The sequence below is a fragment of the Microvirgula aerodenitrificans DSM 15089 genome (genome assembly GCF_000620105.1).
Lineage (GTDB): Bacteria > Pseudomonadota > Gammaproteobacteria > Burkholderiales > Aquaspirillaceae > Microvirgula > Microvirgula aerodenitrificans.
The window spans coordinates 258421-282546 of record NZ_JHVK01000001.1; the positions used below are offsets into that span (position 1 = coordinate 258421).

18 protein-coding genes are annotated in these 24126 nt (G+C 63.9%); 6 read left to right on the plus strand and 12 right to left on the minus strand.

Annotated elements, in window-relative coordinates:
- Nucleotides 1–196 precede the first annotated feature (196 nt).
- Both Q352_RS0101255 and Q352_RS0101260 read right to left on the minus strand, forming a co-directional pair.
- A complete protein-coding gene (locus tag Q352_RS0101255) occupies nt 197–2113 on the minus strand; it encodes a M14 family metallopeptidase (RefSeq protein ID WP_028497753.1) in 1917 nt (638 codons plus the stop codon).
- 310 nt (nt 2114–2423) lie between these two features.
- On the minus strand, nt 2424–3074 hold the full coding sequence (locus Q352_RS0101260) for a GntR family transcriptional regulator (protein WP_028497754.1): 651 nt from the start codon (nt 3072–3074) through the stop codon (nt 2424–2426).
- A 262-nt stretch (nt 3075–3336) separates the two neighbouring features.
- Between Q352_RS0101260 and Q352_RS0101265 the strand changes: the two genes are divergently transcribed.
- Entirely contained in the window at nt 3337–3669 is a 333-nt protein-coding gene (locus tag Q352_RS0101265; protein WP_028497755.1) for an SCP2 sterol-binding domain-containing protein, read from the plus strand.
- Nucleotides 3670–3773: 104 nt separating this feature from the next.
- Here the strand turns inward: Q352_RS0101265 and pepN are convergent, their stop codons facing one another.
- From pepN to Q352_RS0101310, 9 genes are all read right to left on the minus strand, one after another.
- A complete protein-coding gene (gene pepN / locus Q352_RS0101270) occupies nt 3774–6395 on the minus strand; it encodes an aminopeptidase N (RefSeq protein WP_028497756.1) in 2622 nt (873 codons plus the stop codon).
- Nucleotides 6396–6693: 298 nt separating this feature from the next.
- On the minus strand, nt 6694–8133 hold the full coding sequence (locus Q352_RS0101275; protein WP_036384702.1) for a YfcC family protein: 1440 nt from the start codon (nt 8131–8133) through the stop codon (nt 6694–6696).
- A gap of 151 nt (nt 8134–8284) precedes the next feature.
- Nucleotides 8285–9724, minus strand: a complete 1440-nt coding sequence (locus tag Q352_RS19425) for an NCS1 family nucleobase:cation symporter-1 (protein WP_036384703.1) — start codon at nt 9722–9724, stop codon at nt 8285–8287.
- A 224-nt stretch (nt 9725–9948) separates the two neighbouring features.
- On the minus strand, nt 9949–11313 hold the full coding sequence (allB, locus tag Q352_RS0101285) for an allantoinase AllB (RefSeq protein ID WP_028497758.1): 1365 nt from the start codon (nt 11311–11313) through the stop codon (nt 9949–9951).
- Between the two features lie 88 nt (nt 11314–11401).
- Nucleotides 11402–12859 carry a YfcC family protein gene (locus Q352_RS0101290; protein ID WP_199489744.1) on the minus strand — a complete coding sequence of 486 codons (1458 nt, stop codon included), beginning with the start codon at nt 12857–12859 and terminating at the stop codon, nt 11402–11404.
- A gap of 351 nt (nt 12860–13210) precedes the next feature.
- Nucleotides 13211–14239, minus strand: a complete 1029-nt coding sequence (locus Q352_RS0101295; RefSeq protein WP_028497760.1) for an aspartate/ornithine carbamoyltransferase family protein — start codon at nt 14237–14239, stop codon at nt 13211–13213.
- 135 nt (nt 14240–14374) lie between these two features.
- A complete protein-coding gene (gene allE, locus Q352_RS0101300; protein ID WP_028497761.1) occupies nt 14375–15148 on the minus strand; it encodes a (S)-ureidoglycine aminohydrolase in 774 nt (257 codons plus the stop codon).
- Nucleotides 15149–15374: 226 nt separating this feature from the next.
- Nucleotides 15375–16055 carry a glutathione S-transferase family protein gene (locus tag Q352_RS19430; protein ID WP_084299722.1) on the minus strand — a complete coding sequence of 227 codons (681 nt, stop codon included), beginning with the start codon at nt 16053–16055 and terminating at the stop codon, nt 15375–15377.
- Nucleotides 16056–16099: 44 nt separating this feature from the next.
- A complete protein-coding gene (locus tag Q352_RS0101310; RefSeq protein WP_036384704.1) occupies nt 16100–17371 on the minus strand; it encodes a hydantoinase/carbamoylase family amidase in 1272 nt (423 codons plus the stop codon).
- Between the two features lie 221 nt (nt 17372–17592).
- Between Q352_RS0101310 and Q352_RS0101315 the strand changes: the two genes are divergently transcribed.
- Nucleotides 17593–18639, plus strand: coding sequence for an AraC family transcriptional regulator (locus tag Q352_RS0101315; protein ID WP_028497763.1), 1047 nt, complete (start codon nt 17593–17595; stop codon nt 18637–18639).
- Between the two features lie 7 nt (nt 18640–18646).
- Here Q352_RS0101315 and Q352_RS0101320 read toward each other — a convergent pair whose 3' ends face one another.
- The gene (locus Q352_RS0101320) at nt 18647–20437 is read right to left on the minus strand and encodes a M61 family metallopeptidase (protein ID WP_028497764.1); all 1791 of its coding nucleotides are present in this window, start codon (nt 20435–20437) and stop codon (nt 18647–18649) included.
- A gap of 353 nt (nt 20438–20790) precedes the next feature.
- Here Q352_RS0101320 and ccoN point away from each other — a divergent pair, with 353 nt between their 5' ends.
- Genes ccoN through ccoP form a run of 4 tightly spaced genes read left to right on the plus strand, consistent with a single transcriptional unit; the run spans nt 20791 to nt 24000 of the window.
- Entirely contained in the window at nt 20791–22212 is a 1422-nt protein-coding gene (gene ccoN / locus Q352_RS0101325; protein ID WP_028497765.1) for a cytochrome-c oxidase, cbb3-type subunit I, read from the plus strand.
- A gap of 23 nt (nt 22213–22235) precedes the next feature.
- Nucleotides 22236–22850 carry a cytochrome-c oxidase, cbb3-type subunit II gene (gene ccoO / locus Q352_RS0101330; RefSeq protein ID WP_028497766.1) on the plus strand — a complete coding sequence of 205 codons (615 nt, stop codon included), beginning with the start codon at nt 22236–22238 and terminating at the stop codon, nt 22848–22850.
- An 11-nt stretch (nt 22851–22861) separates the two neighbouring features.
- Entirely contained in the window at nt 22862–23074 is a 213-nt protein-coding gene (locus Q352_RS0101335; RefSeq protein ID WP_028497767.1) for a cbb3-type cytochrome oxidase subunit 3, read from the plus strand.
- Entirely contained in the window at nt 23074–24000 is a 927-nt protein-coding gene (gene ccoP, locus Q352_RS0101340; protein ID WP_028497768.1) for a cytochrome-c oxidase, cbb3-type subunit III, read from the plus strand. Before Q352_RS0101335 ends, ccoP begins: the two co-directional genes overlap by 1 nt.
- Nucleotides 24001–24126: the final 126 nt, after the last annotated feature.

Genomic DNA, 24126 nt, shown 5'->3' on the forward strand with positions numbered 1-24126 from the left:
GTGCGGCCATTCGTCCGCTGTTGTTCCGCATTTTTTTGCGACAATTCTGATGCTGACGGCATTTACGGAATTTAGGTTAATCCGCTTGCTATTGTCAAGCGGATTGCCTTGTTTTCGCTGGAAAAAATCCGGGTCATGACAAAAAGACAAGGGCGACGCGGCAGGCGTCGCCCTTGTCCCGGGGCTGCCGGAAAAACTACTTCTTTTCTACCCGGCCAATCGGATACAGATAGGCATTGGCGTCATAGAACGGCGTGTGCTGGTAGAACCACTGCAGACGGGCGCCGGCATCCCTGGCGAAGGCCTTGTCGGTCTTCAGCTTGTGCTGGAATTCGGCCTTGAGTTTCGGGTCCTGGGCCAGCATCTGCCGCGCCATCGGTTCCATCACGTATTCCTCGGGTTCTTCGGCGGCGACCAGGGTCGAGTTGAAGAAGCCCCATGACCAGAACGAATCCGGGCTGGTCGGTTCGAGCAGGTTCATGGCCAGCACGCCGAGCGGCTGCCGGGCATCAATGACCACCGAGCCGGCCGGGAAAGTCTGCAGGCGCTTGACCGGTTTGGCATCGCCGCTGACCAGCAGGTGGCCTTCATAGCCGGGGATCTGGTTCTTCGCTGCCCGGTCGGGCTCGAAGCCGCCGGCGAGCTTGACGTTGTCCATCCGGTACAGGGTCACTTCGACCGGCGTCGGCTTGTCCAGGGTCTTCATCTGGATGCCGTGCGCGCGCAGCCGCTTGATCACGTCGCTCCACTGCACCGGCACGATGTACTCGGCCGGCCGGGTGACGGTCAGGTCCGGCACGTCGTTGGCGGTGACCGGTACGGTCATCGTCTTCGGCTTGTTGGTCCACTTGATGGTTTTCTGGCCGGTGATCGGCGACATCTCGTAGGTGTAGGCGCCGCCGGTGAACTGGACTTTCTTCGGTGTACCCGGCTTCCAGGTCAGGGTGACCTTGTCGTCGGACAGTGCCTTGCTGCGGTCGGCGGCAATGGCGGTCTTCAGCGAGCCGGCATTGTTGCCGACCGATTCGAACATCGCTTTCAGCATCACGTAGTTGCCGAGCACCTGGGTCTTGTACGGGTGCAGCGCATGCTGTTCGATCAGCACCGAGGGCACGCTGCGGATATCGCCGTACTGGTTCGAGAAGCGGGCCAGGTCGGTACGGTACGGGTAGTAGCCCTGGGTCAGGTCCTTGTTGTCGTTCAGGCTGATGCACTCGTGGATCTGGTGGCCGTAGCTCTGCACTTCCTTGTAGACGTGCGGCTGCATCACGGTATCCATCCAGCGGGTCGCGGCCGGCGACCAGCCTTCGCCGTTATTGCAGTACGAGCTGTCGTACGGATACATGGCGCCGTCGGTCGAGTGGGTGTCGGCGAAGAAACTCAGGTCGTACTGGTTGAACACCCAGGCCACGTTGCGGATTTCGGCGCTGTCGAGTTTGGTGAAGTCGCGGTTCAGGTTCAGGTTCTGGCCGTTGACGCGCCAGCCGGTGATGTCCGGACCATTCTGGTTGATGCGGCCATAGGCGCTGGTGCGCATGTCGCCGTCAACGTTGACGGTCGGGATGAACAGGATGTTGACCTTGTCCAGAATCGACGCCAGCGGCTTCTTGCCGGTGGTCATGTCGCGCAGCAGCATGAACATCGCGTCCTTGCCGTTGGCTTCGCCCGGGTGGATTTCAGCCTCGACCAGCACGGTCGGCTTGCCGGACTTCTTCAGGCCTTCCGGGCTCTTGTCCGCCGATGTCGATGCGACAGCCAGCATCATGTCGTAGCCTTCGGCGCTTTTCTCCGGCATCCAGGTCAGCTTGATCGCGCCATTTGAGGCGGCCGCGAGTTTCTTCATGTACTCGACGGTCTGCGTGTAGTTGCTGGTCTTGTGGAAGTCGCTGGCTTCGGCAACGGTGGCCAGCGGGTTGTCGGCGCCGACCAGGAACCGGGTGCTGGTCAGCGTCTGCTCGAACATCGGCGGCAGAATGCGGGTCTTGGCGGCCGGAACGGCGGTCGAATCGTCGATATAGCCCGGGGCTTGTGGCAGGGCTGCCAGTGCCGGCAGGCTCATGATGGCGAGCGCGCTGGTGGCAAGGGCGAAACGACGGGAAGGGAAGGTGTGCATTTATGGCTCTCCGTAACGGGTGAGGCATGAAAGCGGGGTCCGGTCGCGTGACGGACGTCGAGTCCGGTGTTGGCCGGAAGATCGGCGACTGGGCGCAGGCCGGGCGGCCGCCCGACTATCCACGATGGAATCCGGCGCCTGCATGCCGGGTGGGCATTCGAACGCGGATTCCGAGGCAATAAGTATATTAACTATTTCTTAAATTTAGGGTGATGCAGATCAATTGGGTGTAGCTGCAATTTTCGCAGGCACAAGAAAAAAGACTCGTGCGGGACGAGTCTTTGTCTTTTCCGTGTTCCTGCCGCCGCGTTTATTGCAGTGCCTCGGCAATGATGTGGCGGTAGGCGGCACTGAAGTCCGCAATGGCCTTGCGGACACGCTCGACATCGCGTGCGGTGACCGCCTTCAGCGTGGCGTCGACCAGCTGGTTGGTCATGGCCATCTGCGTCTTGCCGCTCTTCAGCACGGCGTAGAAGCAGCGCTGGGTCAGCGGCAGCAGGTCGTCCAGCGTCTGTTCCAGATAGCGGTTGCGGCCGAGCGGATACAGTGCGCTGAGCAGGGCGACCGAGCTGTCGTAGTACGCTTCGAGGTCATCATGCTGCTGGGCTTCCATCAGCTGGGTGCTGATGTCGAAGAACGGCGCCAGTTCCTCGTTGTCCCAGGTCTGGCAGAAGGTGACCACCACCCGTTCGATCAGTGCGAACCACAGGTCGAAGAACTCGTCGGCGCTTTCCGCTCCGAGTTCCGCCACCACAGCGCCGCGGCGCGGGTAGATATTGACCAGATGGCGGCGTTCCAGCAGCAGCAGCGCTTCGCGCACCGACCCGCGGCTGACGTCCAGTTCGGCGGCAATGCGCAGTTCCTGGATGCGCTCGCCGGCATGCATGTCGTTCTGGATGATCTGCTTGCCCAGATAACGGGCAATCTGCTCCGTCAGGGAATCGTTGGCTTTGAATGTCATGATATGAACATGCCCGGTATTTTTAATATTAGTATTTTCCTATACGCTGCGACGGCACACAAGATTGTCTTGGTGTTTGACACAAGAACATGGCGCAGGGTGTCGCATTTATGTCGGAATGACCGGGGCTGGCGTGGTTGGACAAGTGCCGCAGATTCGCGTATCCATTAGCTGGAAACTGGTAGTACTATGACATTAAACACTTGTTTAACCCCGTCCGCCCGGCTTGCCGGCCGCTGCGGACCCGTCTGGAGAACCCGACATGGCATTGCCTTCCACTCTCGATGAACTGTTTGCCGGCATGCCGGCACGCCTGCAGGCCGACAAGGCCGCCGGCGTGGTCAGCCGCTTCCATTTCAAACTGTCCGGCGAGCCGGGCGGTGAATGGACCGTGGCGCTCGACAAGGGCCAGTGCCAGGTCGAAAAGGGGCTGACCGGCGAAGCGAAGTGTGTGGTTGAAGCCAGCGGTGCCGATTATCTGGCGATCGAGCGTGGCGAACTGCGGCCGGAAGTGGCCTTCATGCAGGGCAAGATCAAGCTGTCCAACCTGCCGGAAATGATGACGCTGATGCAGGCGTTCTCCCGCCCGGCCTGAGCGCCTGATTCGGCAGGCACCTCGCTGCGCTCGTCCGTTCTTCGCAGGCGGCGTTTGTGGACAGCAAAACGGCCCGGATTTCCGGGCCGTTTTGCTGATACGGGCTACGCGAGGTTCTTTTCGACGATTTCGTAGACGTCCTTGGACAGGGCCGGATGCGCGATCAGCCGTTCCAGCTCGGCCTGCATCATCTGCCGCCGCGCCGGATCGACCCGCTTCCAGCGGTTGAACGCCGCCACCAGCCGCGCCGCGACCTGCGGGTTGATCGCATCGACCGCCAGCACCTGGTCGGCCATGAAGCGGTAGCCGGCGCCATCCTCGCGATGGAAGGCGGCGATATTGCGGCCGAAGCTGCCGAGCAGCGCGCGTGCCTTGTTCGGGTTGCGCAGCGAGAACGCCGGGTGCAGCAGCAGGTCCTGCACCATCTGCAGCGTGTCGCCGCGATGGCTGGCGGCATTCAGCGCGAACCATTTGTCCATCACCAGCGCGTCGTCGATCCAGCGATGGGCGAACTCGTTGAACACCGCGTCGCGATCCGGATGGCGGATATCGCGCAGCGCGTTCAGTGCGCCGATCTGGTCGGTCATGTTGTCGGCATTGCGGCACTGGCTGACGGCCAGATCGATGGCCAGCGGATCGTCCAGTGCGGCCAGGTAGCCGAGGCACAGGTTCTTCAGCTCGCGCTGACCGGCGTGTTCATGGCTGAACGGTTTGATGTCGTTCAGTTCGTAGGCGGCAATCAGGTCGGCGCGCAACTGGCGGGCCAGTTCGGCGCGGGCAAAGGCGCGCACCTGGCGGATGCGTTCCGGATCGGCGGCGTCGATCTTTTCCAGCAGCTCGTTTTCCGATGGCAGTACCAGCGCCAGTGCGACGAAGGCCGGGTCCAGCGCGGTATCGACCAGCACGGCGCGGCAGGCGCAGATGAAGTCGTCCGGCACGGTCAGTTCGAGACCGTCGACGCTGGCGCGGTACAGCGCCAGCAGCATGCGTTCGGCCAGTTGCTGGCCGGCTTCCCAGCGGGCGAAGTCGTCGCGGTCGTGAGCCAGCAGGAAGGCCAGTTCGCTGTCGCTGTAGTCGTAAGTCAGCCGGACCGGTGCGGAGAAGCCGCGCAGCAGCGACGGGACCGGTTTGCGGTCGATATTGATGAAAGTGAAATGCTGGGTGGCTTCCTGCACCGACAGCACGCGCGTGGTCGGGCCGGGGGCGGCGTCGCTGGACAGGGTCAGCGGGAATTCCCTGCCGTCCGGATCGAGCAGGCCGATGGCCAGCGGGATGTGCAGCGGCAGCTTGTCGGCCTGGCCCGGGGTCGGCGGTGTCGACTGGCTGACGGTCAGCGTCAGCGTATGGCCGAGTTCCGACCACTGGCAGGAGACTTTCGCCTCCGGCGTGCCGGCCTGGCTGTACCAGCGGCCGAACTGGGTCAGGTCGGCGCCGTTGGCGTCGGCCATGGCGGCGCGGAAATCGTCGCAGGTGACGGCCTGGCCGTCATGGCGTTTGAAATACAGATCCATGCCGCGGCGGAAGCCGTCCTCGCCGAACAGGGTGTGGTACATCCGCACCACTTCCGCGCCTTTTTCGTACACGGTCATGGTGTAGAAGTTGTTCATCTCGAGATAGCTCTCGGGACGGATCGGGTGCGACATCGGGCCGGCGTCTTCCGGGAACTGCATCGCGCGCAGATTGCGCACGTCGCCGATGCGCTTGACCGCGCGGCTGCCCATGTCGGCCGAGAATTCCTGGTCGCGGAAGACGGTCAGCCCTTCCTTCAGCGACAGCTGGAACCAGTCGCGGCAGGTCACGCGGTTGCCGGTCCAGTTGTGGAAGTATTCGTGGCCGATCACGCCCTCGACGCCGTCGAAATCGGTGTCGGTGGCGGTGGCGCGGCTGGCCAGTACGTACTTGGTGTTGAAGACGTTCAGGCCCTTGTTTTCCATCGCCCCCATGTTGAAGTCGCCGACGGCGACGATCATGTAGGTGTCGAGGTCGTATTCGAGACCGAAGCGGCGTTCGTCCCAGTCCATTGCGCGCTTCAGGCTTTCCATCGCGTGCTGCGACTTGTCCAGGTCCTGCGGCTCGACCCAGATTTCCAGGGTGACCTTCTTGCCGCCCCGGGTGACAAACTCGTCGCGCAGCACCGACAGGCGCGCGGCGACCAGCGCAAACAGATAGCTCGGCTTGCGGTACGGGTCGACCCATTTGACCCAGTGACGCCGCTTGTCGGTCTGGCCTTCGCCGACCTTGTTGCCGTTGGACAGCAGCACCGGGAAGCGGTTGCGTTCGGCGATGATGGTGGTGGAAAACTTGGCCATCACGTCCGGACGGTCAAGGTAATAGGTGATCTTGCGGAAGCCTTCCGGCTCGCACTGGGTGAACAGGTTGCCGTTGCTGGCGTACAGCCCCATCAGCGACGAGTTCGCATACGGGTCGACGCGGGTGGCGATTTCGAGAATGAAACTTTCCGGCACGTCACGCAGGGTCAGCGTTTCCGCGTCGTTCGAATAGTGGTTGACGGCGACCGGTTCTCCGTCGAGGGTCACCGACACCAGTTCGGCCGTGCCGTCGAGCACCAGCTCGCTGCTGGCCGCCGCCGCCGGATTGCGCCGGACCGTCATGCGGCTGTCGATGCGGACGTCGTCGTCGCGCAGGTCGAAGGTCAGATCGACCGAATCGATCAGAAAGGCAGACGGGAGATAATCGGCGCGGTACTTGGCTTGCGGTTGGCTCATGATCCAGGTCCGGGAAAGTGGCTTCAGACCCCGGGATTATACGCCGTGCCCGGCCGGGCGACCGAACACCGTCCAGACGGCTCATCAAGGTGGGCGCCGATGTTCACCGTGGCGTCGGTACACACCCGACTGACAGAATCTGTCCCGAGCACGGCAGTCTGCCTGATTGAACCCTGCCTCTTCTGTCCCCGCCGCCGCGGGGAAACCTCGCCACGCTCGTCCGTTCTTTGTGGCCGGGGTTCATGGACAGTCAGACGCCGTCCCGAAGGACGGCGTTTGCAGAGCGCGCAGGCCAGGATCAGTTCAGGCCGATGGAGACCGCTGCCAGCAGACCGATGATGCAGACGGCGCTGAGAATGGCGAACAGCGGCAGGTAGAACTTCAGCCACTTGCCGAACGGCAGGCCGGCCATGGCGATGATGGCCATGAAGTAGCCTTCGGTCGGCTGCATCAGGTTGGCCAGCCCGTCACCCCATTGCAGGCCGAGCACGACCACCTGGCGGTGCAGACCGACCAGGTCGGCCAGCGGGAAGAACACCGGCAGCGTGATCACGGCCTTGCCGGCGCCGGACGGCACCACCAGGTTGAATGCCCATTCCACGATCCAGATGCCGATGGCGGTCAGCGAGGTCGGCAGGCCGGACAGCATCTGCGCGAGGTAGTACACCATGGTGTCGAGGATATGGCCGTTTTCCAGGGCGACCGAGACGCCGCGTGCCACGCCGCAGATCAGTGCGCCGACCATCACGCCGCGCATCGCTTCGTTGTAGTTCGAGCAGATGTCGTTCAGGCGCTGGCCGACAATCAGGCTGCATACCACGGCCATGCCCATGAACAGGCCGGAGATCGGGACGAAGCCGAGCTTGAACTGCAGGATCGACCAGATGATGGTGATGAACATCACCAGGGTGGCGACGGCAGCGATCCGCTGGCGGACGGTGTATTCCACCGGGCCGGCGTTGGTTTCGGCCTGGTATTTGCTGCGCAGGGTGGCGTCGAGTTCCGGCGTCAGGCTGCGGGCCGGATCTGCCTTGACCCGTGCCGCGTAGCGCATCAGATAGGCGATCGAGATCAGGGTGCTGACCACCAGGAAGATCGCGCGATAGCCGGCGCCGGAGAACATCGGCAGCTGGCCGACGATATGCGAGGTGCCGATGGTGGCCGGGGCGGTCAGGGCGAAGGCGAAGCCGACCGACGGGCCGAGCAGCGCGATGGCGACGGCACTGGTGGTGTCATAGCCGAGCCGGAGCATCAGCGGCAGCACGATCGGCAGGTAGGCGATGCCGAGTTCCGGCGTGCCGACAAAGGCAGCGATCAGGCTGAAAATGAAGACCAGCACGAACATGATCAGGCTGACCCGCGCGCCGAGGGCGGCCAGCAGCTTGTCGATCGCATAGTTGATGACGCCGGCCATGCGGATGACGCCAACCGCGCCGCCGACCAGCAGGGTCAGGATGACCACGTCGGCCGCCTTGACCATGCCGTCAGGAATGGCGGACATGATCTGCATGAAGCTCAGCGGGGTCTGTTCGATGAACTGGAACGAACCCGGCACCACGGTCGAACGACCGTTGACCATGGTGCGTGCATATTCGCCGGCCGGCATGATGTAGCTGAGCACGGCGACGATCAGCACCATGGCTCCAAGGATGACGTAGATGTCCGGAATCACGAACTTCTTCGCCGCGGGTGACTTGCTGTCCGTCTTCTGCTCGGACGGGGTGTGCAGGGTAGCCATGATGACCTCCAGGTTTGGGACTGGGCGAACCGGCTTGGGCCGGCCGCCAGGGGAACGTGATATGACTCATGGCTAGTCTAAGCAGGGTGCGGAAGGGCTTTGCTGTCCGGGACTGACAATGCATTGTCCTTGCACGCCATGCCGTTGGTCGTCAGATGACCGGCTGGCGGCGATGCTTCATCAGCAGCCAGTACAGCGCCGAGGCGAGCAGCGTGCCGATGATCCAGGCGAACGGCGCCAGCCGTTCCAGCGGCGACCACAGGGCAATGACACAGGACGGAATGGCGGCGACGAAGAACGCCAGTACCGCACGGCGGTTGACGCCGCGGTGATACCAGTAGGCACCGTCCGGCGATTCGCTGTACAGCGCGCTGATGTCGACCTGGCGGCGGGCGATCGCGTAGTAGTCGGTGATGATCACGCCGAACAGCGGGCCGAGACAGGCGCCGAGGCAGCCGACGAACAGATTGATCACGATCGGGTTGTGGTACAGCGACCACGGCATGACCAGGATGGACAGCACGGCAGTGATGACGCCGCCGCGCCAGAACGAGATGTGCTTCGGCGCGATATTGGCAATGTCGTACGCGGCAGAGACGAAATTGGCGACGATATTGATGCCGATGGTGGCGATGACGAAGGTCAGGCAGCCCAGCACCAGCACGGTCGGGTGATCGATGCGCTGCACGACATGGATCGGGTCGAGAATGGCCTCGCCGAAGACGGAAACGGTACTGGCAGTGACCGCAACCGTCACCAGCGCGAAAGCGAGGAAGTTGATCGGCAGGCCGAGAAAATTGCCGCGCCGGACCGCTTTCGTGCTGACGCCGAAGCGCGAGAAATCGGCGAAATTCAGCAGCAGCGCGGCAAAGTAGGCGATGACCAGCGCCACCACCGACAGCATCTGGTACAGGGTCTCGCCGGGACTCAGCGTCTTGTCAGACAGCGACAGGGTCAGGGCGCCCCAGCCGGCCTGCGACAGCATCCAGGCCGCCAGTGCGAACATGACCAGGTAGACCGCCGGGCCGCAGAAGTCGATAAAGCGGCGCACCCATTCCATGCCGCGCCAGAACAGCGCCAGTTGCAGACACCACATGATCATCAGGCAGATCCAGCCCAGCTCGGTCAGTCCGAGCCACATGCCGTCGAGCCGGCCGACTGCCGCCGGCCACAGCGCGGCCACCATGATCACCAGCGCGGTCGAGGCCAGCCAGGTCTGCACGCCGTACCAGACGATGCCGACAATGGCACGCAGGATGGCCGGCAGATTGGCACCGAACACGCCGAAACTGAGCCGGGCGATGACCGGATACGGGACGCCGAGCTGCTGGCCCATCACGCCGACGCCGTCGAGCAGCTTGTTGACCACCAGGATGCCGGCCATCATCGCCAGCAGGATCTGCCAGCCGGACAGGCCGAGAAAGAACAGCCCGGCGGCGAATACATAGCCGCCGACGCTGTGGATATCGCTCATCCACATGGCGAAGTAGTTGTAGGTACCCCAACTGCGCCGCGAGATCGGGAGCAGATCGTCATTGGTCAGACGCGGGCTGTACGAGGGCGGAAGGGTGGAGGGGTCCGGTGCGTTCATGAAAAGCTCCCTGAAGGATGAATTCCTGTGCCGCACCCGTTGCGGGAAGGTCGTCGCACGGTGCGGCGCTGTCGGGTGTGGCGGCCACCGCTGGCCGGCCGCCACACCGGATATATCCGGTAGTGCCGGCCGCCTGTCGTGACGGCCGGAACAGAACCAGTTTACGGACCGGTTACCGGACGGGAGTTGTCATGACCCGACAGCATGTGGTCTTTTCGCGCCGTTCACTCACCCGGCCGCAGCAACTGGCCGGCCGGCTCGCCGACGATGCCGCTGTCGAGGCGGAAGACCGTGCGCCCGCGCAGCAGCGTGCGGGTGATGCGGCAGCCGATGCGCCGTCCTTCGTAGGCGCTGAAACGGTTCTTGTAGTACAGGTCCTCGGCGCGCAGCGTGTATGGCCGCGTCGGGTCGAGCAGCACCACGTCGGCATCCTTGCCGATTGCGATCTCGCCCTTCTGGCCGAGGCGGAAGCGTTCGGCCGGTCGGGTGGCCAGCAGCCGCATCAGCAGCGACGGGTCGATGCCGCGCTGGAGTACGGCAGCATCGAACATCGCGTCGACGCTGTTCTGGCAGGCGGACAGCCCGCCCCAGGCATCGAAGGCATTCGGCGATGCTTTCAGGTCCGGCGTGCATGGCGAGTGATCGGAACCGATGATGTGGATGCGTTCGGCACGCAGCGCGTCCCACATCCGTTCCTGGTTGGCGCGGTCGCGGATCGGCGGCGAGCACTTGGCGCGCGGGCCGATCGCATCCAGCTCCTCGGTGCAGAGCAGGAAGTAGTGCGGGCAGGACTCGACGCTGGCATCGACCCCGTCGGCTATGGCGCGGTGGATGGCGTCGACCGCTTCCGGGCAGCTGTTGTGGGCGATATGCACCCGGCAGCCGGTTTCCCTGGCGATCAGCAGCACGCGCTGGACCGCTTCGACCTCGGTGAACACCGGGCGGCTGGCCACGTAGTCGGACACGCGGGTCTTGCCGGCGGCGCGGGCGTCACGGCCGAGCTTGTCGGTCAGGGCTGCGTTTTCGCAGTGGATGACCAGCAGGTCACCGGTTCTGGCCAGCACCTGCATGCCGCGATACAGCTCGTAGTCGTCGACATTCATGAAATCGCCCGGCTTGCCGGAGCCGCAGGTGGCGACAAAGCACTTGAAGGCGGCCACGCCGGCGGCGGACAGCGGTTCGAGGTCGGCGAGGTTCCACGGCACCAGCCCGCCCATCGGCGCATAGTCGACGTGGCACTGGCCCCGTGCGGCATCCAGCTTGATCTGCAGCGAGGCCAGGTCGGTGGTGGCCGGGATGGTGTTCAGCGGCATCTCGACAAAGGTGGTGGTGCCGCCGGCGGCCATGGCCCGGGTGCCGCTCAGATAGCCTTCCCACTCGGTGCGGCCGGGCTCGGAAATGTGCATGTGCGCGTCGACCATGCCGGGCAGCACGTACTGGCCGTCGGCGTCGATGACTTCGGCGGCCTGCGCCGGGTCGAGGCGGCCGGCGAGACAGGTGATCTTGCCGTCGCGGATGCCGAGGTCGAGCGGAACGGTGCCGTCGCGCAACACGACGGCGCCATTGCGGATGATCGTGTCGAACATCATGGTAAGGAGTCCTTTCGGTTCATTGTGGCGGGCCTGTCGCCAGGCCCGCCTCTGGCGGTCCGTGCCCATCTTCATGGGCCGTCTGCGGCTACATGCCGAGGTTCATGGTCTGCATCAGGTACAGGGCGACACAGGCGATGGCGCCCAGTATCAGCATCAGCGGGGTGTAGAAGCGGATCCACTTGCCGAAGTCGACCTTGCCCATCACCAGCGTGGCGACGAAGAAGCCCGAAGTCGGGAAGAAGATGTCGGTCAGCTGGCCACCCCAGGCATTGGCGGTGACGACGGCCTGCTGCGAGATGCCGAGCAGGGTGCCGAGCGGCGACAGCACCGGCATGGTCAGCACGGTCAGGGCAGTGGCGCCCGGCACCAGTGCATTGAACAGCGCCTGTTCCCAGAACACCACGATGGCGGACACTTCGGCCGGCACGCTGCGCATGATCTGTTCCAGCCAGTACACCAGGGTATCGGTGATCACGCCACGGTCCATGACCACGGCGATGGCGCTGGCCACCCCGCACAGCAGTGCGGCGACCATCATGTCACGCATGCCGGCATTGACGTCGTCGCAGATCTGTTGCGGCCGCTTGCCGGCAATGGCGGATGCCGTGATGCCGATGAACAGGAACAGCCCGCCGATGGCCTCGAAACCGAGGTTGTTGATCAGGATGGCGGCAATGGCGCACGGGAACATCACCAGGCAGGCGAGGCCGGCCAGGATGTGGCGGCGGGTGACGACCAGCTCGCCCTGTTCGCGCTGCGCTTCCTGCAGCTCGGCACGCATCAGCTGGTCGGAGTCCAGCGTCAGGCTGCGGCTCGGGTCAGCCTTGACCCGGGCGGCATAGCGCATCACGTAGGCGACGGTGACGATGGTGACGATCACCAGCACCACGGCGCGGAAGGCCGAACCGGAGAAGATCGGCAACTGGGCGATCTGCTGGCCGACACCGACCGAGCCCGGAATGGTCAGGCCGAAGGTGAAGCCCATGCACGGTCCGAGCAGGGCGACCGCCATGGCCGACATGCCGTCATAGCCGAGCCGGTAGAACAGCGGCAGCAGCACCGGCAGGTAGGCCAGCGACAGTTCCGGCACACCGATAAAGGCGGCCAGGCCGGTGAAAATGCCGATCAGGATCGGAATGACCAGAAAGCCCTTGTCGCCGACGCCGTCGATCAGCTTGTGCACGCCGATGTCGATCAGTCCGGCACGCTTGATCAGCCCCATGCCGCCCCCGACCATGAAGGTCAGGAACACGATGGATGCGGCGCGCTTCAGGCCGTCAGGGATGGCGGTGACCAGTTGCATGAAGCCGACCGGTTGCTGGGCGACCTGGTGGTAGGTGCCGGCCACGACCAGCGTTTGCGGACCGTGGGCGGTCTGCAGGGTTTCGCGGGTGTATTCGCCGGCGGGGATGATGAAGGTCAGGACGGCCATGACCAGGATAAAGACCGACAGGACGATGTAGATGTCCGGCATCCGGAATGATTTGCGGGCCGGCCGGCTGTCGGGGGGCATCGGCGCATTGGTGGCGGGATGGGTGCTCATGCTTCTCTCCAGAGTGTTGACGGGTGTCAGCACACCGGACGACGGCCAGGGACTTGCCGGGTTCGGGCGTCAGGGTCCGGTATGCGTATGCCGGAAAACCGGCAGACAACATGCGGCAGCAGGTGCTTGACCGGGTCGGGGACATCCCCGTCCGTCAGCAGGGCGTCCCGGCCAATGACCGATCCACCTCCTGGCACAGGGCGGCATGGCAGGGCGCCGTGTCGCCTCCTGGCATCTGAAGCCAAACAGTACTCGCGACCGGCCGCCGCACCGGGTACGCCGGGACGGCGGCATTCGCAACGCAAACCGGCCACCGCAGGCAGCGGCCGGTACTGGAACGAGGGAACCTGATCAGTTGACGCCGATGACCGATGCCAGCAGGGCCATGCGCACGGCGACCGAGAAACCGATGGCCTTGAAGTACAGCTCGTGTTCGGTACGGTCGATGGCCATGTCGAACTCGCCCGGGTTGCGCGGCAGCGAGTGATGGACACCGACGACCTTGCCGGTCTTCTTCTTCAGGTTGTCGAGCATGTCGAGCGACACGTAGTGGTTTTCCAGCTTGCGCATGAACGCTTCGCGGTCCGGATCGTCCTTTTTCACCGAGCAGCCCGGCAGGTAGATCAGGTCGGCGCCGACGTCGGCAAACATTTCCGCATGCTTCTTCTGGTCGAGGTCGAAATGCTCTTCCCAGCGTGCGCCCATGGCGGTCAGCTTCTTGCGGATGATTTCCGGCGTGCGCAGCTCGCTGGTGCCGGTGTAGACAATGCGGGCACCCATGGCGGCCAGCGCCAGAGCGAACGACTGACCGGAGCGGGCGCGGGACAGGTCGGGCGAGCTGATCACCACGGTGGCGTTCTGCAGGTCGCCGAAGGCGCGCCAGCAGGTGTAGCTGTCCAGCAGGCCCTGGGTCGGGTGGGTCACGTGGCCGTAGCCGCCGGAGATGATCGGCGAGCTGTCGGTGCCGAGCTGTTCGATGGCGCCGAGCGCTTCCTTGTCGTCCGGGTGACGCATGACGATCACGTCGGCGTACTGCGAGGTGACGCGCAGGCTGTCGTACAGGCTTTCGTTCTTGGCTACCGACGAGTTGTGCAGCGGGTCGGCTTCGGTGATCACGTTGCCGCCCAGGCGCAGCATGGCGTTTTCATGGCTGCAGCGGGTACGGGTCGACGGCTGGAAGAACAGCGTGTACAGGGTCTTGCCCTTCAGCAGGTCGACGCCGGTGCGCAGAAACGGTTCGAGCATCTTCGCGGATTCATACAGCGCATGGATCTGTTCGCGCTTGAAATCGTCGAGGAAGGTGATGTTCTTGCCCTTCATGCTGGTAGCGGCCAGTTGCTCGCGGATGTCCAGGGTCTTGAAGTTCTTGGTGAGAGCCATGATGCGATTCCTTCAGAAAGGGATACGGAATGGAGCGTTCATAAGGGCTGTCCGCGCCTCCCGCCCGGTGACGGGCCGGACGGGGAATCAGGCGGTTAGCGGAGAGGAAAGGAAGCCCGGCGCGGACAGAAAGCTTCAGATCTCGACGTCGCGGTTGCAGTCCTTCGAGTAGATGTAGGTCAGCGGGCCACGTCCGGTCCCATAGCAGGCCTGTTTGGTGAACGGGCCGAACCAGATGAAGTCTTCCGCCTGCACGTGGATCCAGTCGGTATCGAGCAGGTACAGGCCTTCGCCTTCGTACAGGTAGGCGCCGTGTTCCTGCACATGGGTTTCGATGATCGGATGGCAGCCAGCCGGATCGAAACTCAGGATGTGCATGTTCATGTCGAACGCTTCGTTGATCGGCAGCAGGTCCTTCAGGTGGACGTTGCTCATGCCGTCGTAGTCCTGCCATTCGATTTCATTGGTATTGCCGAACACGGTGAACGGCTTGCGGCCATCCGGGTGCGGCACATAGCGCTGCTTGTACAGCAGGATCCGGCATTCCTTGCCGTTGGCGTTCTCGAAGGCAATGCCCTGGCCGGCGGTGGCATACGCATAGCCACCCTGACCCATCACCTTGCTTTCGCCACCGACGGTCAGCTTGAGCTGGCCTTCACCATCGAGGATGTAGATAAAGCTTTCTTCGTGCGGCTGGGCGGCGTAAGTCAGCGTGGTGCGACCTTCCGCGCCGACCGTGCCGATGAACTGGATGAAACTGGCACCCATCTTCGGCGTGGCGAGGATGGTCAGCTTGCAGTCGGCGAAGCCGGGAACGCAGTTGATGACGCGACCGTCGTTCGACAGGACGGCATAGTTGCCGTGCTTGACTACGGAGCGGTTCTTCAGCGGGCCGTCGGGATAGGGCATGATTATCTCCAAGTTCGGTTAACGTGCATTCATCTTTCAGAAAAATCGCCGTACTCATGGTGTTTGTGGCGGTTTGTCTTCAGGTGTTGAATGAAGTCTACGCGTGGCCCCGTGCAAGTCGCATGGCCGGGGATGACAAGTCGTTGTCTCTGCGCGCCATGTGTTTCAAGCTGTTGAAAGGCAATGAAAAAACCGCCTTGCGGCGGTCGTTTTTTCCTGTTCGCAGTCATTGTTTGCCGGTTTGGCCGGCCTCGGCGCGCTCCAGCCGGGTCCATTCGTCCGGGGTGCTGCCGATCTCGATCAGTACATGACGGCGGAAAGCCGGGCGCGCCGACAGCCGCTCGAACCAGGCGTCGACATGGACCAGGGTCGGGCGATCCAGCGGCAGCGCCCTGTAGCGTGCGGTCAGCGTGCCGGCCGGGATGTCGGCCAGCCCGAATTCGGCCCCGGACAGATACGGGGTCCGGGCCAGCTCTCGGTCCAGCAGGCCGAAGGTGTCGGCCAGCGCTGCCGCGCGGGCGGCAATCAGCTTGTGGTCGCGTTCGGCCGGGGCAGTGCGGATGGTGGCGAGGAAGGCCGGGCCGACCACCGGCGCCAGGGTGGACAGTTCCCAGTCCATCCATTTTTCGCGGGCGGCGCGTTGCGCCGGATCGGCCGGCCACAGCGAGTCTTTGCCGTAGCGGGCGGCCAGGTAGCGCACGATGGTGTTGGACTCGAACAGGGCCAGGTCGCCATCGACCAGGGTCGGCACTTTCCCGTTCGGATTCAGTGCCAGATAGTCGGCAACCTGGGTGCCGCCGAAGCTGCCGCCGGCATTCAGGCGCTGGTACCCGATACCGATTTCATCCAGGGTCCAGAGGACTTTCTGCACATTGCCGGAATTGCGCCGGCCATAAAGCGTGATCATGTCGATCTCCTGTTCTTGCGGGGAGGGAGCAACCGGCCGCGGGGCTACTTGCGTGCGGGCAGCCGGTCGGGGAGGGTGAAGCGGGCCCAGTCGACAACGGCGTCGGCAAGTGCCTGGGCGCCCAGTACCAGATCGTCGGGGCGGGTGTCTTCTTCCGGGCAGTGGCTGCGTCCGCCAAGGCTGGGGACGAACAGCATGGCGGCCGGCATGACCTGGGCAAAGATGCCGGCGTCGTGCATGGCGCCGCTGGGCAGGGTGATCCAGGCGCCGGATGCGCGACGTTCGGTTGCCCGGACCAGGTGCGCCTGCAGCACCGGCGACAGATGGGCCGGCAGGGTTGGCTGGCCGGCGCGGGCAATGTCGACGCCGACCTGCCAGCGGGTACGGATATCTGCCGCCAGCGGTTGCAGGGCGGCTTCCAGCCGGTCGAGCCGGCGGCTGTCGAGGTCGCGGAACTGCAGCCGCAATTCGGCGCGTTCCGGCACGATGGCGGCTGCGCCCGGCTGGAAGCTCATGCGGCCGATATTCCATACTGTTTCCGGGCCGGCCGTGCGGCTGAAGGTGTCCTCGATGGCACTGGCCAGCGCGATCAGCGCCCGGCCGGCATCATGCCGGCGCGCCATCGGCGTGGTGCCGGCATGATTGGCCTCGCCGCTGACGACGATATCGATATTGCGTGCGCCGACAATCCCGCTGACCACGCCGAGGCGCTTGCCGCCATCGTCGAGTACCGGTCCCTGTTCGATATGCAGTTCGATGAAGCCGGCGTAGCGGCGCAGGTCGAGTGGTGCGATCCGGCCGTCGAGCCCGGCGGCATGCAGGCGTTCCGGCAGCGAGGTGCCGTCGCGACAGCGTGCGGCGTCCAGTGTCGGCTGGTCGAGCTGCCCGCTGGCCGACAGGCTGCCGAGAAAGCTGTAATGCGTGCCTTCTTCGTCAATGAAACTGGCGACATCCAGGGCGATGGCACCCAGTACCGGGTCGTGTCGCAGGGTGCGGGCGACTTCCAGTGCGGCGATTACCCCATAGACGCCGTCGAGCCAGCCGCCGAGTGGCTGGGTGTCGGTATGCGAGCCGAGCAGCAGTGCCGGCCCCGGCTGCGGCGAACGGCCGATGACATTGCCGACACCGTCGAGGGTCGCGTCGAGGCCGGCATCGGCCATGCGCTGACGCAGCCAGTGCCGGGAGGCGATGTCTTCCGGCGACAGGCTGGGGCGGACCACGCCGTGTCCGACGGCGCCGAAACCGCGCAGGGTGTGCAGGTCGGCGAGCAGGCGCTCGCCGTCGATGGCCGGGTAGGAGAAGGGAAGCTGGGTCATGATTGACTAAGTCTAGGTGCTGGCGGGCGGGACGAATTGATTTCCTGCGCCAAATCCTTGTCATTGGACGCCAGTCAAGATTCCGCGCGGTTCCGGTTGCTATGATCACCAACATGCCGGCATGAGAAAAGCCGGCTATCTGCCAGACCAGGGCGGCGCGGAACACCGGTGTTGCACCGGCCCGGGGCCGCCACCGATCCGATTTTCGCAGGGAGACGCAAGTGGCTCAGGACAGTTACGCAGCATCGCTCGACCCGGTGTCTCCCAGTGTGCTGGCCAGCTGGATCCGGGCGCTTTGCCAGACCGTGCGCGGCTACGGCTGCGATCCGCTGCCGCTGATGGCAGGGGCCGGGCTGGACGCCAACCGGCTCAATGTGCCGGAGGCGCGCTTCCCGATGATCGGCGTGCGCCGCTTCTGGCGACTGGCAATCGAGGCGACCGGCGACCCGCTGCTCGGGTTGCGGCTCGGCGAGGAAGTCCAGCCGGCCACGCTGCACGGGCTCGGGCTGGCCATCCTCGCCTGCGGTTCGCTGTCCGAGCTGATGAGCCTGGTCGCGCGCTATGCGACCGTGCTGTCGACCACCATGTATATCAGTCTGCGCCATGATGCCGGCGGCAGCGCGCTGGTGGTCAACACGCTCGGCGGCAGCGAGATGAACCACGCGGCGCGCATCGCCATGCTGGCCTTTGTCTATCGCCAGGCATGCAAGCTGAGCCAGCGTCAGGTGATTCCGTCCTTCGTCACGCTCGGCATGCCGCCGGCGCCGGGGACCGAGCGGCTGGACCAGTATTTCCATGTGCCGGTGACGCTGGGGGCCGAGGCCGATGCGATCGGCTTTACCTATGCCGATACCATCGAGCCGTATGCCAGTGCCAATACCATGCTGGTGGGGCTGAACGAAAAGGCGATCCGCGACTATCTGTCGCGGCTGGAACGCAGCCTGTTCTCGGACCGGGTGCTGACCCAGATCCAGGACATGCTGCCCAGCGGCGAACCGAAGCTGGTCGATGTTGCCACCCATCTCGGGCTGTCGGTGCGTACGCTGCAGCGCAAGCTGCGCCAGGAAAACCAGAGTTTTCAGGCGCTGCTCGACCAGGTGCGGCGCACGCTGGCCAGCGACTGGCTCAGCCACGGCAATCTGGCGGTGGTCGAGATCGGCTACCGGCTGGGGTTCTCCGACCCCAGCAATTTCTGCCGGGCCTGCCACCGCTGGTTCTGCTGTTCGCCGAGCGAGTATCGCCAGCGCTGCCTGCAACTGGTGACCTGAGCGCGACTCAGGCCGCCGGCGACAGCCACAGCGGTGTGTCCTGCGGCGCCAGCCAGCAGGTATCGGCGGGCGCGGCCTGGACGATGACGTCGAAGGCCAGCAGCTCGTCGCGGCGGAAGGCGTGCAGGCGAACGCTGCCGCCGGGCCGGTGGCGGGCAAGCTGGCGTTCGAGATCGCTGGCGCGCAGCCCGTCGATCGCCACCAGAACATCCCCTGCCGACAGGCCCGCCGCCTGTGCGGCCCCCCCGTCCAGAACATGGGTCAGGCGGATGCCTGCCGGATCGGCCGCGCTGCGCACGCCGATGACGGCACGTGGTGGTGTGTCGCTTGCGGCGGGCAACGGCGCGCCCCCCTTGTCGGCGCCACTCTGGGCGACACGCCAGGCAACGGTCACGCCGGCGTCCTGCAGCAGCGCCTGCAGCGGCAGGTCGGCCGTCGAGCGGATGGCCTGGTCAAAGAAGGCGCCCAGATCCAGCCCGGTCGCCTGCTGAGCGATCCGTTCCCACTCCGTCTCGCCGATGCCGGCGCCGGTATCGCGCCAGCGCCGCCACAGCGCCCGCATCACATCGTCGAGTGAGCGGGTGCCGTGGCTGTCCTGGCGGATCTTCAGATCCAGCGCCAGCGCGGCCAGCGCACCCTTCTGGTAATAGCTGACAATGGCGTTGGGGCTGTTTTCATTCTGCTGGTAGTACTTGGTCCAGGCATCGAGGCTGGATTCGGCCAGCGTCTGCTTGTGGCGACCACTGCCGCGCTGCACGGCGGTGAGGGTTCGCGCCAGCTGGGCCAGGTAGCGTTCGACCGGCACCACGCCGCTGCGCACCAGGGTCAGATCGTCGTAGTACGACGTGACGCCCTCGAAGGCCCACAGCAGCGAGGTCAGCGCCGCCTGTGACAGGTCGTAGGGGGTGAAGGCGGCCGGCTTGATCCGCTTGACGTTCCAGGCATGGAAATGTTCGTGGCTGAACAGGCCGAGCAGGTCGAGATAGCCGTCGCTCAGCGTGTCGTCGCCGTGGACCGGCAGGTCGTCGCGGCTCGCCATCAGCGCGGTCGAGTCGCGATGCTCCAGCCCGCCATAGACGTCCTTGCCGACAAACAGCTGGAACTGGTAGCGGTGAAACGGTGCCGGTTCGCCGAACAGCCGGATCTGCCATTCGCAGATCCGTGCGACATCGCGCGCCAGCCGGTCGAGATCGCCGCGATGGCGGCCGGATACGACAATTTCATAATCGGTGTTGCAGACGCGGAAGGGGACAACGTCGAAATGGCCGAGCTCGAACGGGTGATCGATCAGCGTGTCGTAACTGTCGGCGACAAAGTCGCCAAAGCCGAACGGCGCAGCGCCGTCGGCCGGCAGCGTGCCGGCCAGACGCCAGTCGCCGCTGACCGTGCCCGGCGCCGGCGCGTCGACACGGAGCCCGTGTGACTGGCCGGACTGTCCGACTGCCTCCAGACACAGGCTGGTCGGGTTGAAGAAGCCCCGCTCGCGGTCGAGATAGGCACCCCTGACCGACAGGTCGAAGGCATAGGCGGTGTAGCTGAGGGTCAGCGGGCCATGGCAGGGCGCGGCCTGCCAGCTGTGGTTGTCGAGTGCGGTCAGCGTGACCGGCCCGTGCGCCGACCGGGCCGACAGCGGGCCGAGATGGCGGGAGAAATCACGCAGCAGGTAGCTGCCCGGAATCCAGCGCGGCAGGCGAAATACCTGGCCGTCGGCAGCCGGCCGACGAACGGTCATTTCAATGGAAAACAGATGGGCGGCGGGGTCGGCCGCGGTGATCCGGTAGTGCACGGGGTGGGACATGAGAAGCGTTCCGTCAGATCCAGGCCCATGACGGGCGAGTGAAGGGCCGTCCGCAATTGACCTGCGTCAAGGGGTCAAACGGTCATGACAATATAATCCGCCGTATGCAAGATGTGGCTGTTTACGTGCTGCGCGCATGGTGCTTTAAGCTTTTGTTCAGCTAGTTCGCCATGCGGGTTTGCATTAGAATGCCACCATGCAAACGGGGTGCTCGCCAGAAGATGGTGGCGCGCCGTCAAAAAATCAATCCGGAAACATGTCATGGTCTGGCTGGGGGCCGGCCTGACTGGCTGTCAGACGAAGGTCTGGCGGTCTTTTGCGGATGACTCGTTCGTAACCTTGGAGAATCCTCGATGGAGACGCAATCCACTTATAACTATAAGGTGGTGCGCCAGTTTGCCGTGATGACAGTCGTGTGGGGTGTCATCGGTATGCTGGTCGGCGTGACGATCGCAGCCCAACTGGTCTGGCCTGATCTGAACTTCGGACCGTACTTCCACTTTGGTCGCCTGCGCGCACTTCATACCAGCGGTGTGATTTTCGCATTTGGCGGCTGTGGCCTTTTCGCGACCAGCTACTACGTGGTGCAGCGCACCTGTCAGACCCGCATCTTCTCTGATGCACTGGCCGCCTTTACCTTCTGGGGTTACCAGGCAGTCATCGTCCTGTGCGTGATCACCTACCCGCTTGGCCTTTCCTTCAACAAGGAATATGCCGAGATGGAATGGCCGATCAAGGTACTGCTGACCATTGTCTGGGTCGCCTACGCGGTCGTGTTCTTCGGCACCATCGCCAAGCGCAAGGTCAAGCACATCTACGTCGCCAACTGGTTCTACGGTGCGTTCATTCTCGCCGTGGCCCTGCTGCACGTGGTCAATAGTGCCTTCATCCCGGTGTCGATGTGGAAGTCCTACTCGGCTTACGCCGGTGCCGTCGATGCGATGGTGCAGTGGTGGTACGGCCACAACGCGGTCGGCTTCTTCCTGACCGCCGGCTTCCTCGGCATGATGTACTACTTCGTCCCGAAGCAGGCCGGTCGTCCGGTCTACTCGTACCGCCTGTCGGTGGTCCACTTCTGGGCGCTGATCTTCACCTACATGTGGGCGGGTCCTCACCATCTGCACTACACCGCGCTGCCTGACTGGACCCAGTCGCTCGGCATGGTGTTCTCGCTGATTCTGCTGGCACCGAGCTGGGGCGGCATGATCAACGGCATCATGACCCTGTCCGGCGCATGGCACAAACTGCGTACCGACCCGATCCTGAAGTTCCTCGTGGTGTCGCTGTCGTTCTACGGCATGTCGACCTTCGAAGGCCCGATGATGGCCATCAAGACCGTCAACGCGCTGTCGCACTACACCGACTGGACCATTGGTCACGTTCACTCCGGTGCGCTGGGCTGGGTTGGCTTCATCACCATGGGTTCGCTGTACTACCTGATCCCGCGCCTGTTCAACCGTGAACAGATGTTCTCGACCAAGCTGATCGAAGTTCACTTCTGGCTGGCCACGCTGGGCGTCGTGCTGTACATCGCCGCGCTGTGGATCGCCGGTGTGACCCAGGGTCTGATGTGGCGCGCCCTGAACCCGGACGGCACGCTGACCTACGCGTTCGCCGAAGTGGTCAAGGCAACCTATCCGTACCACTTCGTTCGTCTGATCGGTGGCCTGCTGTATCTGGTCGGCATGCTGGTCATGGCTTACAACGTGTTCCGCACCGTCACGATGGGCCGTGCTGTCGACGCCCGTATCCCGGCCGTTGCCGCACACGCCTGATATAGCTGACGAGAGAGACGCAAATGGAAAGAATCCAAAAACTGGTCGAAGAGCATGTCGGCTATCTGATCGTGTTTACCCTGCTCGTGGTCAGCGTGGCGATGCTGGCTGAAATCCTGCCGCTGATGTTCCAGCGCTCGACCACGCAGCCGGTTGCCGGTGTCAAGCCGTTCACGGCACTGCAACTGACCGGTCGCGACATCTACATCCGCGAAGGCTGCTACAACTGCCACTCGCAGATGATCCGTCCGTTCCGTGCGGAAACCGAGCGTTACGGTCACTACTCGGTGGCGGGGGAGTCGGTCTACGATCACCCGTTCCTGTGGGGTTCGAAGCGTACCGGTCCGGATCTGGCCCGTGTCGGCGGCCGCTATTCGGATGAATGGCACCGCGTCCACCTGATCAATCCGCGTGACGTGGTCAGCGAATCGAACATGCCGGCGTTCCCGTGGCTGGCCCGCAACCTGGCTGACGCGGACAGCGTCCAGGCCAAGATGCGCGCCCTGCGCCTGGTCGGTGTGCCGTATTCGGATGAAGAGATCGCCAAGGCCAAGAGCGAAGTGGAAGGGAAGTCGGAAATGGACGCCCTGGTCACTTACCTGCAAGGCCTCGGTCTCGCGCTGAAAAACACCCGCTGAGAGCAATCGATATGCTAGATACCGCCACGCTGATTCACATCATCGTCACCGTTGCCGCATTTGCCAGCTTCATCCTGATCCTGATCTGGGCCTTTGGTGGCAGGGCGGCGAAGAAAAGCTTCGAGGAGGCGGCGAACCTGCCGTTTGCCGACGATGACAACGATAATGCTGCGCGGTCCGGCCTGGGTCGCCTGTCGACCCCGGGCCACAACGGAGCAAAATAATGAGTGATTTCGTAAGCGATTTCTGGAGCTACTGGATCTCCGGCGTCGTCGTCGTCGGGATTGTCGGTCTGACCTATCTGCTGTTCTCGCAGAACAGACTGAAAGTCGAGTCGGGGACCGAGGTTAAGACCACGGGCCACGTCTGGGACGGTGATCTGGCCGAGTACAACAACCCGCTGCCGAAATGGTGGATGTGGATGTTCACGCTCACGCTGGTGTTCGGCGTTGCCTACCTGGTGCTGTATCCGGGCATGGGCTCGTTCAAGGGCATCCGCAACTGGACGTCGGTTGGCGAGTACACGGCGGAACGCGCCGCGGCGGAAGCCAAGTACCAGCCGCTGTATGACGCCTTCCTGAAGCAGGACATCCCGACCGTCGCCGGCGACCAGAAGGCACAGGAAATGGGCTATCGCCTGTTCCAGACCTACTGTGTCCAGTGCCACGGCTCCGATGCCCGCGGTGCGAAGGGTTTCCCGAACCTGACCGACAACGACTGGCTGTACGGTGGCTCGCCTGAGAAAATCCAGGAAACCATCCTCAACGGTCGCCATGGCCAGATGCCGCCGTTCGGCGCTGCATTCGGCGAGGAAAAGGTCAAGGACGTGGCCAACTACGTGATGTCGCTGTCCGGCAAGAAGCACAATGCCGAACGCGCCACCCGCGGTGCCGACACGTTCAAGGCCATCTGCGCGACCTGCCACGGTCCGGACGGCAAGGGCAACAAGGATATCGGCGCGCCGAACCTGACCGACAATATCTGGCTGTACGGTGGTACCGAAAAGACCATCGTCGAGACCATTACCAATGGTCGCAGCAACCAGATGCCGGCGTGGAAGGACTTCCTCGGCGACGGCAAGGTGCACCTGCTGGCCTCCTATGTCTGGGGCCTGTCGAACAAGCCTGCCAAAGCAGCCGCCCAGCAGTAAACTGGTCGTCTGACGGTACGCTGTAAGTGTGAATCGCTGCCCGCCCCGTGCGGGCAGTGACGCTTGTGGAAGCGGTCCGGCCGGTGCCGTGATCGTTTCCGTCTCCTGTAATGTGTAATGCGCATC

Coding starts and splice junctions, on each gene's coding strand:
- Q352_RS0101320 (WP_028497764.1), bottom strand. CDS start 20,437: ATGTCCCACCCCGTGCACTACCGGATCACCGCGGCCGACCCCGCCGCC.
- Q352_RS0101295 (WP_028497760.1), bottom strand. CDS start 14,239: ATGGCTCTCACCAAGAACTTCAAGACCCTGGACATCCGCGAGCAACTG.
- ccoN (WP_028497765.1), top strand. CDS start 20,791: ATGGAGACGCAATCCACTTATAACTATAAGGTGGTGCGCCAGTTTGCC.
- Q352_RS0101260 (WP_028497754.1), bottom strand. CDS start 3,074: ATGACATTCAAAGCCAACGATTCCCTGACGGAGCAGATTGCCCGTTAT.
- Q352_RS0101310 (WP_036384704.1), bottom strand. CDS start 17,371: ATGACCCAGCTTCCCTTCTCCTACCCGGCCATCGACGGCGAGCGCCTG.
- Q352_RS0101335 (WP_028497767.1), top strand. CDS start 22,862: ATGCTAGATACCGCCACGCTGATTCACATCATCGTCACCGTTGCCGCA.
- Q352_RS0101255 (WP_028497753.1), bottom strand. CDS start 2,113: ATGCACACCTTCCCTTCCCGTCGTTTCGCCCTTGCCACCAGCGCGCTC.
- allB (WP_028497758.1), bottom strand. CDS start 11,313: ATGATGTTCGACACGATCATCCGCAATGGCGCCGTCGTGTTGCGCGAC.
- Q352_RS0101265 (WP_028497755.1), top strand. CDS start 3,337: ATGGCATTGCCTTCCACTCTCGATGAACTGTTTGCCGGCATGCCGGCA.
- Q352_RS0101290 (WP_199489744.1), bottom strand. CDS start 12,859: ATGAGCACCCATCCCGCCACCAATGCGCCGATGCCCCCCGACAGCCGG.
- Q352_RS19430 (WP_084299722.1), bottom strand. CDS start 16,055: ATGATCACGCTTTATGGCCGGCGCAATTCCGGCAATGTGCAGAAAGTC.
- Q352_RS0101275 (WP_036384702.1), bottom strand. CDS start 8,133: ATGGCTACCCTGCACACCCCGTCCGAGCAGAAGACGGACAGCAAGTCA.
- allE (WP_028497761.1), bottom strand. CDS start 15,148: ATGCCCTATCCCGACGGCCCGCTGAAGAACCGCTCCGTAGTCAAGCAC.
- ccoO (WP_028497766.1), top strand. CDS start 22,236: ATGGAAAGAATCCAAAAACTGGTCGAAGAGCATGTCGGCTATCTGATC.
- ccoP (WP_028497768.1), top strand. CDS start 23,074: ATGAGTGATTTCGTAAGCGATTTCTGGAGCTACTGGATCTCCGGCGTC.
- Q352_RS19425 (WP_036384703.1), bottom strand. CDS start 9,724: ATGAACGCACCGGACCCCTCCACCCTTCCGCCCTCGTACAGCCCGCGT.
- pepN (WP_028497756.1), bottom strand. CDS start 6,395: ATGAGCCAACCGCAAGCCAAGTACCGCGCCGATTATCTCCCGTCTGCC.